This window comes from Burkholderia sp. Bp9140 (assembly GCF_003853425.1).
Taxonomy (GTDB): Bacteria; Pseudomonadota; Gammaproteobacteria; order Burkholderiales; family Burkholderiaceae; genus Burkholderia.
The window spans coordinates 13,344-28,947 of record NZ_QTPQ01000058.1; the positions used below are offsets into that span (position 1 = coordinate 13,344).

At 68.2% G+C, this 15,604-nt stretch carries 10 protein-coding genes; 9 read left to right on the forward strand and 1 reads right to left on the reverse strand.

Going from position 1 to position 15,604, the window contains the following annotated elements:
• Positions 1 to 16: 16 nt before the first annotated feature.
• From hrpA to DIE21_RS33810, 5 genes are all read left to right on the forward strand, one after another.
• The gene (gene hrpA / locus DIE21_RS33790) at positions 17 to 4,213 is read left to right on the forward strand and encodes an ATP-dependent RNA helicase HrpA (RefSeq protein ID WP_124501712.1); all 4,197 of its coding nucleotides are present in this window, start codon (positions 17 to 19) and stop codon (positions 4,211 to 4,213) included.
• 179 nt (positions 4,214 to 4,392) lie between these two features.
• Positions 4,393 to 5,382 (forward strand): beta-propeller fold lactonase family protein, encoded by a 990-nt coding sequence (locus DIE21_RS33795; RefSeq protein ID WP_124501713.1) that lies wholly within the window; start codon positions 4,393 to 4,395, stop codon positions 5,380 to 5,382.
• 16 nt (positions 5,383 to 5,398) lie between these two features.
• Positions 5,399 to 6,373, forward strand: a complete 975-nt coding sequence (locus tag DIE21_RS33800; RefSeq protein ID WP_124501714.1) for a sterol desaturase family protein — start codon at positions 5,399 to 5,401, stop codon at positions 6,371 to 6,373.
• Between the two features lie 111 nt (positions 6,374 to 6,484).
• Positions 6,485 to 7,312, forward strand: a complete 828-nt coding sequence (locus tag DIE21_RS33805) for an EI24 domain-containing protein (RefSeq protein WP_124501715.1) — start codon at positions 6,485 to 6,487, stop codon at positions 7,310 to 7,312.
• Complete coding sequence (locus tag DIE21_RS33810; RefSeq protein ID WP_124501716.1) at positions 7,309 to 8,124, forward strand: molybdopterin-binding protein; 816 nt, start codon at positions 7,309 to 7,311, stop codon at positions 8,122 to 8,124. The genes DIE21_RS33805 and DIE21_RS33810 overlap by 4 nt, the downstream gene beginning before the upstream one ends.
• 104 nt (positions 8,125 to 8,228) lie before the next feature.
• Here DIE21_RS33810 and DIE21_RS33815 read toward each other — a convergent pair whose 3' ends face one another.
• Positions 8,229 to 8,693 carry a rhodanese-like domain-containing protein gene (locus DIE21_RS33815; protein ID WP_124501717.1) on the reverse strand — a complete coding sequence of 155 codons (465 nt, stop codon included), beginning with the start codon at positions 8,691 to 8,693 and terminating at the stop codon, positions 8,229 to 8,231.
• Positions 8,694 to 9,097: 404 nt separating this feature from the next.
• Between DIE21_RS33815 and glnA the strand changes: the two genes are divergently transcribed.
• The 4 genes from glnA to DIE21_RS33835 all read left to right on the forward strand — a co-directional run bounded on the left by glnA (position 9,098) and on the right by DIE21_RS33835 (position 15,591).
• Positions 9,098 to 10,513 carry a type I glutamate--ammonia ligase gene (glnA, locus tag DIE21_RS33820; protein WP_124501718.1) on the forward strand — a complete coding sequence of 472 codons (1,416 nt, stop codon included), beginning with the start codon at positions 9,098 to 9,100 and terminating at the stop codon, positions 10,511 to 10,513.
• Between the two features lie 161 nt (positions 10,514 to 10,674).
• Complete coding sequence (glnL, locus tag DIE21_RS33825) at positions 10,675 to 11,817, forward strand: nitrogen regulation protein NR(II) (protein WP_185640763.1); 1,143 nt, start codon at positions 10,675 to 10,677, stop codon at positions 11,815 to 11,817.
• 46 nt (positions 11,818 to 11,863) lie between these two features.
• Positions 11,864 to 13,393, forward strand: coding sequence for a nitrogen regulation protein NR(I) (gene ntrC, locus DIE21_RS33830; RefSeq protein ID WP_124501719.1), 1,530 nt, complete (start codon positions 11,864 to 11,866; stop codon positions 13,391 to 13,393).
• Between the two features lie 80 nt (positions 13,394 to 13,473).
• Positions 13,474 to 15,591, forward strand: a complete 2,118-nt coding sequence (locus tag DIE21_RS33835) for a prolyl oligopeptidase family protein (protein ID WP_124501720.1) — start codon at positions 13,474 to 13,476, stop codon at positions 15,589 to 15,591.
• The last annotated feature ends 13 nt before the right edge of the window (positions 15,592 to 15,604 follow it).

Below are 15,604 nucleotides of genomic sequence, written 5' to 3' on the forward strand. Positions count from 1 at the left end.
ATTATAATGCGCCCCCATGTCGAATGTACCTAAAAGTCCCGCGCCGACGCGGGCCAAAGCGCCGTCGGCCAGGCACCCGGATGGTGCGGCCGATGCGCGTCAGCAGCAGGGCCAGCCGCCGCGCCAGCAGCAACAGCAGCAGGCGGGCAAGCCGCCGCGCGGGCCGCACGGCGATGAGCGGCGCCGCGAGGCGGGCCAGCCGGCCGCGAAGGGCGCGCCCCAGGCCACCGGCGAGCGCGCGCCGCGCCGCGAACGTCCGCCGCGCGCGACCGTCGCGCCGAATCCCGTCCCGCCGATCACCTACCCCGAAAGCCTGCCGGTGTCGGGCAAGCGCGACGAAATCGCGCGCGCGATCGCCGGTCATCAGGTCGTCATCGTCTGCGGCGAAACGGGTTCGGGCAAGACCACCCAGCTGCCGAAGATCTGTCTCGAGCTCGGCCGCGGCCTCGGCGCCGGCGGCACGGGCCTGATCGGCCACACGCAGCCGCGGCGCCTCGCCGCGTCGTCGACCGGCCGGCGGATCGCCGAGGAACTCGGCACGCCGTTCGGCGAGGTGGTCGGCTACAAGGTGCGCTTCACCGACAATCTCGCGCCGGGCGCGTCCGTCAAGCTGATGACGGACGGCATCCTGCTCGCCGAGACGCAGACCGATCCGCTGCTGAAGGCGTACGACACGCTGATCATCGACGAGGCGCACGAGCGCAGCCTGAACATCGACTTCCTGCTCGGCTACCTGAAGGAGATCCTGCCGAGGCGGCCGGACCTGAAGCTGATCGTCACGTCCGCGACGATCGATGCGGACCGCTTCGCGCGCCACTTCGGCACCGACGCGCGCCCGGCGCCCGTGATCGAGGTGAGCGGGCGGCTGTATCCGGTCGAGATGCGCTACCGCCCGGTGGCCGAGGATCGCCCGGCCGTGAAGCACGCCGAGGGCACCGGTGGCCGCGACCGCGTGAAGACCGCGCGCGAGGCCGAACGCGACCTGATGGACGCGATCGTCGACGCGGTCGACGAACTGTGCCGCGAAGGCCCCGGCGACGTGCTGGTGTTCCTGCCCGGCGAGCGCGAGATCCGCGAGGCGGCCGAGGCGCTGCGCAAGCACCATCCGCCGCATACCGAGATCCTGCCGCTGTTCGCGCGGCTGTCGGCCGCCGACCAGGACAAGGTGTTCAAGGCGTCGAACGCGCGCCGCATCGTGCTTGCGACCAACGTGGCCGAGACGTCGCTGACGGTGCCGGGCATCCGCTACGTCGTCGACACCGGGCTCGCGCGCGTGAAGCGCTATTCGTACCGGAACAAGGTCGAGCAGCTGCAGGTCGAGTCGATCTCGCAGGCCGCCGCGAACCAGCGCGCGGGCCGCTGCGGCCGGGTGGCCGACGGCGTCTGCATCCGCTTGTACGAGGAAAGCGACTACCAGGCGCGCGCGCGTTTCACCGACCCGGAGATCCTGCGCTCGTCGCTCGCGTCGGTGATTCTGCGGATGAAATCGCTGCACCTGACCGCGATCGAATCGTTCCCGTTCCTCGAGCCGCCGCCCGGCCGCGCGATCGCGGACGGCTACCAGCTGCTCAACGAACTCGGCGCGGTCGACGACGACAACGCGCTGACGCCGCTCGGCCGCGAGCTCGCACGGCTGCCGCTCGACCCGCGCGTGGGCCGCATGATCCTCGCCGCGCGCGACCAGCAGTCGCTGCGCGAGGTGCTGATCATCGCGAGCGCGCTGTCCGTGCAGGACCCGCGCGACCGTCCGATCGAAGCGCAGGAGCAGGCTGACCAGGCGCATCGCCGCTTTGCCGACGAGCGCTCCGAATTCCTGCAGTGGCTGAAGATCTGGGCGTGGTTCGAAGAGGCCGTCGCGCACAAGAAGTCGAACCGCCAGCTGATCGACGCGTGCCGGCAGAACTTTCTGTCGCACCTGCGGCTGCGCGAATGGCGCGACGTCCATTCGCAGCTGCTGACGGTCGTGCGCGAGCACGGCTGGCGGCTCAACGAGGTCGAGGCGACCTACGAGCAGGTGCATCTGGCCCTGTTGACGGGCTTGCTCGGCAACCTCGGCATGAAGGCCGACGACGATCCGCACTATCTCGGCGCGCGCGGGATCAAGTTCTACCTGTGGCCGGGCTCCGCGCTCGCCAAGAAGGCCGGCCGTTGGGTGATGGCGGCCGAGCTCGTCGAGACGAGCCGGCTGTATGCGCGCTGCCTCGCGAAGATCGAGCCCGAGTGGGTCGAGAAGATCGGCGCGCACCTGCTGAAGAAGTCGCTGTCGGAGCCGCACTGGGAAAAACGTCCTGCACAGGTCAGCGCGTTCGAGCGCGCGACGCTGTACGGGCTGCCGATCTATCACCGCCGGCGCGTCGCGTTCGGCCAGCAGGATCCGGCGCGTGCGCGCGAGCTGTTCATCCGCGGCGCGCTGGTCGAGGGCGAGTTCGACACGAAGCTGCCGTTCTTCGCGCACAACCGCAAGCTGCTTGCCGACATCGAGCAGCTCGAGCACAAGTCGCGCCGGCAGGACGTGCTGGTCGACGACGAGCTGATCTACGCGTACTACGACCAGGCGATTCCCGAGGGCATCCATACCGGCGCGGCATTCGAGCGCTGGTATCGCGACGAGGTGAAGCAGGGCGGCCAGGCGGAGGACAGGCAACGGCTGCTGTACCTGTCTCGCGACGACCTGATGCGCCACGAGGCGGCCGGCGTGACGACCGAGCTGTTCCCGAAGCGCGCGACGATGGCCGGCGTCGAGATGGCGCTCACCTACCATTTCGAGCCCGGCACGCCGCGCGACGGCGTGACGCTCGCGGTGCCGCTCTACGCGCTGAACCAGGTCGATGCGCGCCGTTGCGAATGGCTCGTGCCGGGGATGCTGAAGGAGAAGGTGCAGCTGCTGCTGAAGTCGCTGCCGCAGAAACTGCGCCGGCACTGCGTGCCGCTGCCCGAGTACGCGGCCGGCTTCGTCGAGCGCGCGGGCCGCGAGCGCTTCGGCGCGGGCGGCCTCGTCGAGGCGCTGATCGCCGACGTGCGCGGCCAGACGCAGGTCGCGATGAAGACGGCCGACTTCAAGCTCGAGACGCTGCCCGCGCACCTGTTCATGAACTTCAAGGTGATCGACGAGCACGGCCGCCAGCTCGCGATGGGGCGCAATCTCGCGCAGCTGCGTCAGGAACTCGGTGCGCAGGCGCAGCAGCAGTTCCAGAAGATCGCGGCGGCGTCGACGATCGCGCCCGGCGGCGAGGCCGGTGCCGGCGACGCGGGCGACACGCCGGCGCCTGCTGCCGCGCCGGGTTCGGCGGCGCAGGGCGGCAAGGCTGGCAGGGGCGCGGCGCCGCATACGGCCGCCCCGGCGGAAGCCGGCGCGACCGCGCTTTACGAGAACCTGACGACGTGGAACTTCGGCAAGCTCCCCGAGTTGCTCGAGATCCGCCGCCGCGGCCAGACGCTGTACGGCTATCCGGCGCTCGTCGATCGCGGCACGCATTGCGACGTCGAGGTGTTCGACTCGCCGGAGGAGGCCGCGCGGATCCACCGTGCCGGCTTGCGGCGGCTGTTCGCGCTGCAGCTGAAGGAGCCGATCAAGTTCCTCGAGAAGAACCTGCCGGGGCTGCGCGAGATGGCGATGCAGTACATGTCGCTCGGCACGCAGGACGAGCTGCGCGACCAGCTGATCGACACGGCGCTCGATCGCGCGTGCCTGCAGGACCCGCTGCCCGACGACGACGCGAGCTTCCACGCTCGCCGCGACGAGGGCCGGAGCCGCCTGAACCTGCTCGCGCAGGAGATCGCACGGCTCGTCGGGCAGATCCTCGCCGAATACGCGGGACTCGCGAAGAAGCTCGCGCAGGCGAAGCCGTTCGCGCAGGCCCACGCGGACCTGCAGCAGCAGCTCGCCGCGCTGGTCGGCAAGCGCTTCGTGATCGACACGCCTTACGTGCAGCTTGCGCACTTCCCGCGCTACCTGAAGGGGATCGCGCTGCGGATCGACAAGCTGAAGGCGGACCCGGCGCGCGACGCGAAGCAGTCCGGCGAGCTGCTGCCGCTCGTCCAGCAGTACCAGCGCGCGGTGTCGCAGCGCGGCGGTGTCGCCGACCCGCGGCTCGCGGAATTCCGCTGGCTGCTGGAGGAACTGCGCATTTCGCTGTTCGCGCAGGAACTGCGCACGCCGATGCCTGTCTCTGTCAAGCGTCTGCACAAGGTCTGGGAGTCGATGCAGCGCTAGCGCAACGGCGGTTGTCCGGGCCCGCACCGGCTGCCGGTCCGGCCGGCCGCGCGGCGCCTGCCGCGGCGGGCCGCACGGCGGCCGCGGCGTGCGTCGAAGTGGCGCAACGTCGATTCTCGTCAACCGGCGGGGCCGGTTGAGCGTTTTACAATGACTGCTGTTCCACGACGTGAGTCTTCATGCGCACCTTCCTTTCCTTCGGCCGCACGCTTGCGCTGGCCGCCGCCGTGCTGGCGCCCGCCGCACACGCGAATAACGTGATCATCCTCAATTCGGCCGAAGCGACGCTTTCCCTGATCGACCAGCAGACCCGCCAGGTCGTCGGCACGATGCCGACCGGCAAGGAGCCGCACCACCTGATGGCGACGCCGGACAATTCGTCGCTGATCGTCGCGAATTCGGTCTCGAACAGCCTGATGTTCGTCGATCCGAAGACGGGCAAGCTGCAACGCACGGTCGAAGGCATCGAGGATCCGTACCAGCTCGGCTTCTCGCCCGATAAGAAGTGGTTCGTGTCGACCGGGCTGCGCCTCGACCGGCTCGACATCTACGGCTACGACGGCCGCGACCTGCATCTCGTGAAGCGCCTGCCGCTCGCGGTGATGCCGAGCCACATCGCGTTCACGAAGGACAGCAAGACCGTGCTCGTGTCGCTGCAGGTGTCCGGCGAGATCGCCGCGGTCGACCTCGCGACGCAGACGGTCAAGTGGAAGATGCCGGTCGGCAAGGTGCCGGCGGGCCTGTGGCTCACGCCGGACGACAAGTTCCTGCTGGTCGGGATGACCGGCGCGGATTACGTCGCGGTGGTCGACTGGCGCAACCAGAAGATCGTCAAGCAGATCTATACGGGCAAGGGCGCGCACAATTTCCGCTCGCTCGCCGATGGCACGCACGTCGCGATCACCAACCGGGTCGCGAACACGATCAGCATCATCGACGAGAACACGCTCACCAACGTCGGCGACATCACCGGCCTGCTGCCGGGCCCCGACGACATGGAGCTGTCCGCCGACAAGAAGACGCTGTGGGTGACGTTCCGCTTCGCGAAGAAGGTGGGAATCATCGATCTGGCATCGCGCAAGCTGGTGCAGACGATCTCCGTCGGCCGTTCGCCGCACGGAATCTACTTCTACGACCGCGCGCCGTGGAAGGCTGCGAACGGCGCGTGACGGGCGGAGGCGGACGATGCTGCACCTGATCGATGCGTTCGTGTCGGACATCCAGACCTGGCTGTACGTCGACGTCGTGCAGCCGCTCCTCTTCAAGTTCAACCTGATGGACTATGACGAGGACACCTACGACGCGCTGTACTGGGTGATCGTCGGCGCGCTCCAGATGGTGCTGATGTTCGCGCTGCTGCGCCCGCTCGAGGCGCTCGCGCCCGTCGAGCGCTGGAAGAACCGCCGCGCGGTGCGGGTCGACGTGATCTACACCGCGATCTCGAAGCTCGGCATCTACACGCTGTTCTTCTTCTTCGCGCTGCAGCCGGTGTTCGACAACTTTCAGGCATGGCTGCGCCTGCACGGCGTCGCGAACTTCAACCTCGACTATCTGTGGCCGGGCGTGACCTCGCAGCCGATCGTCGCGTTCGCGATCTACCTCGTCGTGCTCGACTTCGCCGGCTACTGGTATCACCGCTGGCAGCACAAGTTCGGCATCTGGTGGGAGCTGCACGCGGTGCATCACAGCCAGCGGCAGATGTCGCTGTGGTGCGACGACCGCAACCACCTGCTCGACGACGTGATCCAGTCGTGCTTCTTCGCGGCGATCGCGCTCGTGATCGGCGTGACGCCGTCGCAGTTCGTCGTGCTGACCGCGGTCACCAACTTCCTGCAGAGCATCCAGCATACGAATGCGCGGCTGTCGTTCGGCCGGCTCGGCGAGCGCCTGCTCGTGAGCCCGACCTTCCACCGGCGTCACCACGCGGTCGGCTACGGTCACGAGGGCACCAAGTACGGCTGCAACTTCGGCGTGCTGTTCCCGTGGTGGGACATGATGTTCGGCACCGCGTCGTGGAACCGCACGGTCGAGCCGACCGGCATCCGCGAGCAGGTCGAGGGCGTGTCCTACGGCGACGGCTTCTGGGCGCAGCACGGCCTCGCGTTCGTGCGGATCTTCCGGCGTCTCGTTCCCGCGAAGCGCGGCGCGGCGTCGGCCTGACCCGATCCAGCTCCCGTTGAACGGCGTGACCACACGGCCCGCATGCGCTTTGGCGCATGCGGGCCGTGTGGTTTATCCTTTCCCCGTTTTTCTCCGTCGATACAGGTTCGCATGAACGACTTGCTGCGCTCTTTCGTCCGGGCCTTCGCCAGCGCGCTGCACCCGCGCATGCTGTGGCTCACCCTGATGCCGTTCGTCGTCTCGGCGCTGCTGTGGGGCGTCGTGCTGTGGTTCTCGTGGCAGACGCTGATCGACGCCGCGCGCGGCGCGCTCGACGGCTTCGTGCTGACCGCCGCGCTGTACCGCGCGTTCGACGCGATCGGGATGTCGCAGCTGCATGCGGTCGTCGCGCCGTTCGTCGTCGTGTCGCTCGCGATCCCGCTGATCGTGCTGACCGTGCTGCTGCTGATCGCGACGATCTCGATGCCGGTCGTGATCAAGCACCTGTCGAACCGGCAGTTCGCCGCGCTCGAGGCGAAGCGGGGCGGCACGTTCCTCGGCAGCGTGTTCAATTCGCTCGGCGCGGCCATCGTCGGCGTCGTGCTGCTCGTCGTCACGATCCCGCTGTGGCTGATTCCGCCGTTCTTCGCGCTGCTGCCGCCCGTGATCTGGGGCTGGCTCACGTACCGCGTGATGACCTACGACGCGCTCGCGCAGCACGCGAGCCGCGACGAGCGCCGCGCGCTCGTGCGGCAGCATCGCTGGCCGCTGATCGGCATCGGCGTCGCGACCGGGCTGCTCGGCACCGTGCCGACCTTCGTGTGGGTGTCGTCGGTCTGGATGATGGTGCTGTTTCCGTTCGTGGCGGCGGCGATGATCTGGGTTTACGCTTTCATCCTCGTCTTCTCGGCGCTGTGGTTCGGGCACTATTGCCTGCGCGCGCTGGACGACCTGCGCGCGAGTTCGCGCGCCACCGCAATCGACATGGGGCAGGCATGAGCATCGGCATCATCATCATCGGCGACGAAATCCTTTCGGGCCGCCGGCAGGACAAGCATCTGGCGAAGGCCATCGAGCTGCTCGGCGCGCGCGGCCTCGCGCTCGACTGGGCCGAATACGTCGGCGACGATCCGGCGCGGATCACCGCGACGCTCGCCCGCGCGATCGCGTCCGGCGACATCGTGTTCTCGACGGGCGGCATCGGCGCGACGCCGGACGACCACACGCGCCAGTGCGCCGCCGCCGCGCTCGGCGTGCCGCTCGAGCTGCATCCGGAAGCGAAGCTGCTGATTTCGGAGCGCATCCGCGAGACGCACGCCGATCCGGCCACGCCGGTCGACTTCGATTCGCCGGAAAACCAGCACCGCTTCAACATGGGCGTGTTCCCGGCGGGCGCGACGATCATCCCGAACGGCTACAACCGGATTCCCGGTTTCTCGGTCGGCGATCTCCATTTCGTGCCGGGCTTCCCGGTGATGGCATGGCCGATGATCGAATGGGTGCTCGACACGAAGTACCAGCATCTCCATCACGCAACGCCGCACGCGGAGCGCTCGCTGTACGTGTTCGAACTGCCGGAATCGACGCTCACGCCGCTGATGGAAAGGATCGAGCGCGATTTCCCGGGCGTGCGCGTGTTCAGCCTGCCGAGCGTCGGCGATGCCGAGCGCGGCGGGATCTACGCGCGCCGGCATATCGACCTCGGCGTGAAGGGCGAGCCGGAAGCGGTCGCGGCCGCGTTCGTGAAGCTGCGCGAAGGCGTGCACCTGCTCGGCGGCGACGTCGTCGAGCCGGACGCACCGCGCGCCTGAACGGGCCGCACCAGAACCACGGGTCGCGCAACGCGGCCCGTCATCGGGATGTCATCGCCCGGCTCGACGATGTCGCAGTCGGGCGTGCCTGAACGGCGGCGCCGTCAGGCGCCGATCCACGGCAGTTTCCGGAAGCACCAGCCGTCGACCGTCTTGCGGTGGCCCTCGGCGTCCTTGCCGCCCTCGAAGCCTTCGAGCAGGTCGAAGGCCTTCGTGAAGCCGGCCTGCGACGACGCGACCGCGGCGAGCTTCGAGCGCGCCGCGCTGCGGCACAGGAACAGGATGGGCGTATCGGCCGGGAGGGCCGCCTTCAGTTCGTCGATGAATTCGGCGTTCGGCACGCCGCCCGGGTAGCGCGTCCATTCGAGATGCAGGTACTGGCCGTCGCCGACGAGCGGGCGGCCGATCCAGTCGAGCTCGGCGCGGGTGCGCACGTCGACGAGGCGTGCCGACGGATCGAGCTGCAGCAGTTCGAATGCCTCGGCCGGCAGCAGTGCGCCGGCATAGTGGAGCGCGCCTTGGACGCGGCGTTCTTCGGCCTTCGCGTAAAGCTGGTCGAGCGTACTCATGGCAGGAGGTCTCCGTATCGGTCAAACGAACATTCTAGCGCGGCACCGCTGCGCGGATGTCCGTGCCCTGCGGCGCATGCACCGCGCACGGATTCACCAGAAGAGTGCAGAATGGCATGGGTGCACCAGAATGATCCCGTCGCGCCGGTGCGTCCCGTCATTTGCACCGTATCGGTGCGGCCGGGCAACCGCTGATGCGGCGCCCGGCCCCGGAATCGCGCAGCCGGGCCCTGCCGTGGCGCGGGCTGGCACGATTCATGTCGCTTCTGCGCATGGCTGGCACGGTTGCTGCTATATAGAATTCGGTCGACCCGGGGCGCGCTGCGCCAAAGCCAGACTCCGGGCAGCTCGATAAACGAGGCGGTTCCCAGTCCGCCGGAATTGTTCAATCAGGAGAAGAGGTTATGAGTAAAACCGTCGCCGACGTCATGCAGCTCGTGAAGGACGAGGACGTCAAGTTTGTCGATTTCCGCTTCACGGATACGCGCGGCAAGGAACAGCACGTGTCGGTGCCGGTTTCGGCGTTTGACGAAGACAAGTTCGAAAGCGGCCATGCATTCGACGGTTCGTCGATCGCGGGCTGGAAGGGCATCGAGGCGTCGGACATGCTGCTCATGCCGGACCCGAACGCCGCATTCGTCGACCCGTTCTATGAAGAGTCGACCCTCGTGCTGACCTGCGACGTGGTCGAACCGGCTGACGGCAAGGGCTACGAGCGCGATCCGCGTTCGCTCGCGAAGCGCGGCGAAGCGTACCTGAAGAGCACGGGCATCGGTGACACGGCCTTCTTCGGTCCGGAACCGGAATTCTTCATTTTCGACTCGGTCCAGTGGAACACGGACATGTCGGGCTGCTTCGTGAAGATCAACTCGGAAGAAGCGCCGTGGTCGTCGGCCAAGGAATTCGAAGGCGGCAACACGGGCCACCGCCCGGGCACGAAGGGCGGCTACTTCCCGGTCGCGCCGGTCGACACATTCCAGGACATGCGTTCGGAAATGTGCCTGCTGCTCGAACAGCTCGGCATCCCGGTCGAAGTGCACCACCACGAAGTGGCGGGCCAGGGCCAGAACGAAATCGGCACGAAGTTCTCGACGCTCGTGCAGCGCGCCGACTGGACGCAATGGTCGAAGTACATCATCCATAACGTCGCGCACTCGTACGGCAAGACGGCGACGTTCATGCCGAAGCCGGTCGTCGGCGACAACGGTTCGGGCATGCACGTTCACCAGTCGATCTGGAAGGACGGCCAGAACCTGTTCGCGGGCAACGGCTACGCCGGCCTGTCGGAACTGGCGCTGTTCTACATCGGCGGCATCATCAAGCACGCCCGTGCACTGAACGCGATCACGAACCCGACGACGAACTCGTACAAGCGTCTGGTCCCGCACTTCGAAGCGCCGGTCAAGCTCGCCTACTCGGCACGCAACCGTTCGGCATCGATCCGCATTCCGCACGTGTCGAACCCGAAGGGCCGCCGTATCGAAACGCGCTTCCCGGATCCGATGGCGAACCCGTACCTGTGCTTCACGGCGCTGATGATGGCCGGTCTCGACGGGATCCAGAACAAGATCCATCCGGGCGAAGCTGCCGACAAGAACCTGTACGACCTGCCGCCGGAAGAGGATGCAAAGATCCCGACCGTCTGCGCGGGCCTCGACCAGGCACTGGAAGCGCTCGACAAGGATCGCGAGTTCCTGACGCGCGGTGGCGTGTTCACCGACGGCATGATCGATGCGTACCTCGCGCTGAAGGAGCAGGAGCTGGCGAAGTTCCGCATGACGACGCATCCGATCGAGTTCGAGATGTACTACTCGCTGTAATCGGCGATGGCGCTTCGATTCAGCGCCGTCCTGCCGGTTCGTTCCCGTCGCGCGGCCTGCGGCGGGAACCGCGGAGTCTGAAAGGGGACGGCGTCCAGCCGTCCCTTTTTTGTTCCGACAATTTTCATTTTCCGGCCCGCTGAGGCGCGACGATACGCAAGATGGCTCTGAAGAATCTGATCAAGGCGAAGACGGGGCAGCCCGAGCGACTGACGGAAGACGAGCGGCTCGCGCGCTCGGGCCTGCTTGCGGGGCTGGAAGCGCTGCCGACGGTCGTGATCGTGCTCGACCGCAAGACGCTGCGGGTTGCGTTCGCGAACCCGTCCGCGGAGGCGATGCTCGACATCTCGCGCCGGCAGCTCGCGCAGCGGCCGTGGGGCGAGATTTTTCCGAACGCGAACGAGCTCGCGTCGACGATCACCGCGATCGGCGAGGAGCGCTTTCACGCGACGCATCTCGATACCGTGCTCGACCGGCCCGGCCACGAGGCGCTGCACGTGCATGCGATCGTCGGCTTCCTCGAGACCGCGCCCGATTTCGTGCTCGTCGAGCTGTTCGAGAACGAACGGCAGTCGCGCACCGATCGCGAGGAGCGCATCCACGACCTGACCGCGGTCAACAAGCAACTGATCCGCAACCTCGCGCACGAGATCAAGAACCCGCTCGGCGGCATTCGCGGCGCAGCCCAGCTGCTCGAATTCGAACTGAGCGAGCGCGAGCGCGGCGAGTTGCGCGAATACACGCAGGTGATCATCAAGGAGTCCGACCGCCTGCAGACGCTCGTCGACCGGTTGCTGGAGCCACACCGGCATCCGCACATCGTCGGCGACGTGAACATTCATGAAGTGTGCGAACGCGTGCGCGCAGTGATGCTCGCGGAATTTCCGCGCGGGCTCACGATCGAGCGCGACTACGACGTCAGCGTGCCGGACCTGCGCGGCGACAAGGAGCAGCTGATCCAGGCACTGCTGAACATCGTGCGCAACGCCGCGCAGGCGCTGCGCGAACGGATCGCGCAGGGCGACGCGAAGATCGAGCTGCGCACGCGCGTCGCGCGCAAGGTGACGATCGCGAAGCGCCTGTACAAGCTGGCACTGGACTTGCACGTGGTCGACAACGGGCCCGGCATTCCGGAAGAGATCCGCGACCGGATCTTCTACCCGCTCGTGTCCGGGCGCGACGACGGCAGCGGCCTCGGCCTCACGCTCGCGCAGACGTTCGTGCAGCAGCACGACGGGATGATCGAGGTCGAGAGCCGGCCCGGACGTACCGAATTTCAGATCCTGCTGCCGCTCGACCATTGAGCGGCGGCATGGCGATTCACCCGATTCACCAATATCTGACCGACCTATGAAGCCGATCTGGATAGTAGACGACGATCAATCGATCCGCTGGGTGCTCGAAAAGGCGCTCGCCCGGGACAGCTTCGCGACGAAGAGCTTCGCGAACGTGCGCGACGCGCTGGCCGCGCTCGACCACGAGAAGCCGCAGGTGCTCGTGTCCGACATCCGGATGCCGGGCGGCTCCGGCCTCGAGCTGCTGCAGGCGATGCACGAGCGCCTGCCGGGCCTGCCCGTCATCATCATGACGGCGTTCTCCGATCTCGACAGCGCCGTCGCGGCGTTCCAGGGCGGTGCGTTCGAATATCTCGCGAAGCCGTTCGACGTCGACAAGGCGGTCGAGCTGATCCGCCGCGCGGTCGAGGAAAGCCTGCGCGGCGGCGCGCCGCAGGACGAGCGCGTCGCCGAGGCGCCCGAGATGCTCGGCCAGGCGCCCGCGATGCAGGACATGTTCCGCGCGATCGGCCGCCTGTCGCATTCGGCGGCGACCGTGCTGATCACCGGTGAATCGGGCACCGGCAAGGAGCTCGTCGCGCGGGCGCTGCACCGTCACAGCCCGCGGGCGAACGGGCCGTTCATCGCGCTGAACACCGCGGCGATTCCGAAGGACCTGCTCGAATCGGAACTGTTCGGTCACGAGCGCGGTGCGTTCACCGGCGCGCAGACGACGCGCCAGGGCCGCTTCGAACAGGCCGAGAACGGCACGCTGTTCCTCGATGAAATCGGCGACATGCCGTTCGATCTGCAGACGCGCCTGTTGCGCGTGCTGTCGGACGGGCAGTTCTATCGGGTCGGCGGCCACAACCCGCTGCGCGCGAACGTGCGCGTGATCGCCGCGACGCACCAGAATCTCGAGGCGCGCGTGCGGCAGGGGCTGTTCCGCGAGGACCTTTACCACCGGCTCAACGTGATCCGGCTGCGGTTGCCGCCGCTGCGCGAACGCAGCGAGGACATCGCGCTGCTCACGCGCCACTTCCTGCAGAAAAGCGCGCGCGATCTCGGCGTCGAGCCGAAGCGCGTGTCCGACGAGGCGCTTGCGTACCTGACCTCGTTGCCGTTCCCCGGCAACGTGCGGCAGCTCGAGAACCTCGCGAACTGGCTGACCGTGATGGCGCCCGCGCAGACGGTCGAGATCAAGGATCTGCCGCCCGATCTCGTGCCGGCAGGCGCGCCGGTGACAGCGACGGTCGATGGCGCGGATGCGTACGCCGGCACCAGCGTCGGCGGCGGCGACGTCGCGCGCGCGCAGCCGGCGGCCGGTGCGATGCCGTTGACGGTTGTTGCGCCCGTCGCGGCCGTGCCGAACGGCGCGCCGGCCGGCTATCCGATGTGGGAAAACGGGCTGCGCACGGAGGTCGCGCGGCTGTTGCGCGAGAATTCGGCCGACGTGATGGACGAGCTCGCGCGCCGCTTCGAGGCCGCCGTGATCCGCGAGGCGCTCGACTTCACGCGCGGCCGCAAGGTCGAGGCGGCGGAGCGGCTCGGCATCGGCCGCAACACGATCACGCGCAAGATCCAGGAACTGCATCTGGAGCCGTAAGCAACCGTCGCGGCATGCGCGGGCATCGCGCATGCCGCGATCGGACATAATCTCGGTTTGCCGTCACGTGCACACCCGTCATGTCCGATTCCTTCCGCTGGCCCGCCGGGGCCGATCCCTTCCGTTTTCTCGAAGCGCTCGACAGCAAGCGCGCCCGCGCGTGGGTCGACGAGCAGAACGCGCGCACGCGTGTCGTGCTGCGCGATGACGATGCGTATCGCGCGCTCACCGCGCGGCTCGCGCAGGCGTATCTGCCGCGCGAACGCCCGGTGATTCCGACCCGCTGGCGCGACTGGGCGTACGACCTGTGGCAGGACGATCTCCACCCGAAGGGACTGTGGCGCCGCGCGCGCTGGGACGACTGGCGCGCCGGCCGGCCCGAGTGGGAAACGCTGCTCGACGTCGACGCGCTCGGCGCGCAAGAGGGCGAGTCGTGGGTGTTCGAGCAGGACGCGATCCTGTATCCGGACGGTGACCGTGCTTTGCTGTCGCTGTCGCCGGGCGGCGCCGACGCGGTCGTCGTGCGCGAATTCGACCTCGTGCAGCGCCGTTTCGTCGACGGCGGGTTCACGATCGACGAGCCCGGGAATCACACGGTCGGCTGGATCGACCGCGATACCGTCTACGTGAGCTGGGATCGCGGCGAGCCACATGTGACCGCCGCCGGCTATCCGTACGAAGCGCGCCGCTGGGTACGCGGCACGCCGCTCGCCGATGCGCCGGTCGTGTTCCGCGGCGAACCCGACGACATCAGCGCGGGCGCGGGGTTCGATCCGATCGACGGCCGCCACGTCGCGTGGCGCAGCGTCGATTTCTTCGACGCGCATGCATACCGGCTGACCGACGCGGGCGAGTGGGCGCGCTACGATGTGCCGACGCACGTCGAGGTCGGTTTCTGGGAAGGCTGGCTCATGCTGGAGCCGCGGCTCGACTGGGACTGCGGCGGCGTGCGTCACGCGGGCGGCTCGCTGCTCGCGATCCGCGAGCAGGCGTTCCTCGCCGGGTCGCGCGAACTCACGACGCTGTTCGAGCCGCGGCCGTCGACGTCCGCGTGCACGTGGACGCACACGCGCACGCTGCTGATCGCAAGCTGGCTCGACGACGTGCACAACCGCACGCTGCTGTGGCAGCCGCGCCAGGGCGATGATGGCGCATGGACGTGGGACGCGCGGCCGTTCGAGTGGCCGGGCGATGCGCAGATCGACGTCGAGCCGGTCGAGTCGACGCTGAACGACGACGTGTACGTGGACGTCGATACCTATCTCGATCCCCCCGAATGCTGGCTCGCCGATCTGGACGATCGCGCGGCCGATGCGCCGTCGCGCCGCGTACTGCTCGACCGGCCGCCGGTGCGGTTCGATGCGGCCGGGCTCGTCGTGCGGCGCGCGAATGCCCGCTCGCGCGACGGCACGGTCGTGCCGTACACGCTGATCGGGCCGCGTGACGCGCTCGATGGACTGGCGCATCCCGACGGCAGCGCCCGCGTCGCGCGGCCGTGCCTGCTGTCGGGCTATGGCGGCTTCGCGATTCCGAACCTGCCGGGCTATAGCGATGCACTGGGCATCGGGTGGCTCGAACGCGGCGGCGTCGCGGCGTTCGCGCACATCCGCGGCGGCGGCGAATTCGGGCCGGGCTGGCACGTCGACGCGCAGCGCGAGCATCGGCAGCGTTCGTTCGACGACTTCATCGCGGTGGCCGAGGATCTGATCCGCACCGGCGTGACGACGGCCGCGCAACTCGGCATCGAGGGCGGCAGCAACGGCGGGCTGCTGGTCGGCGCGTGCATGGTGCAGCGTCCGGAGTTGTTCGGCGCGGTCCTGTGCCGCGTGCCGCTGCTCGACATGCGGCGCTATCCGAAGCTGCACGCGGGCGCCGCGTGGCTCGACGAATACGGCGATCCGGACGATGTGCGCGAGGGCGCGGCGCTCGCCGCCTACTCGCCGTATCACCGCGTGCGCGAAGGTGTAGCGTATCCGCCGCTGTTGCTGACCACGTCGACGCGCGACGACCGCGTGCATCCCGCGCATGCGCGCAAGATGGCCGCGCGCATGCATGAGCTTGGACATGAACGGGTGTGGTACTGGGAGAACACCGACGGCGGCCACGGCAGCGCCGACGACCTGGAGCGTGCCGAATCGGATGCGGCGGAGTTCGGCTTCCTGTGGGCCCATCTCGGGCCCGCGCCCGCGCGCGGTTGAGCGCGGGCGTGAG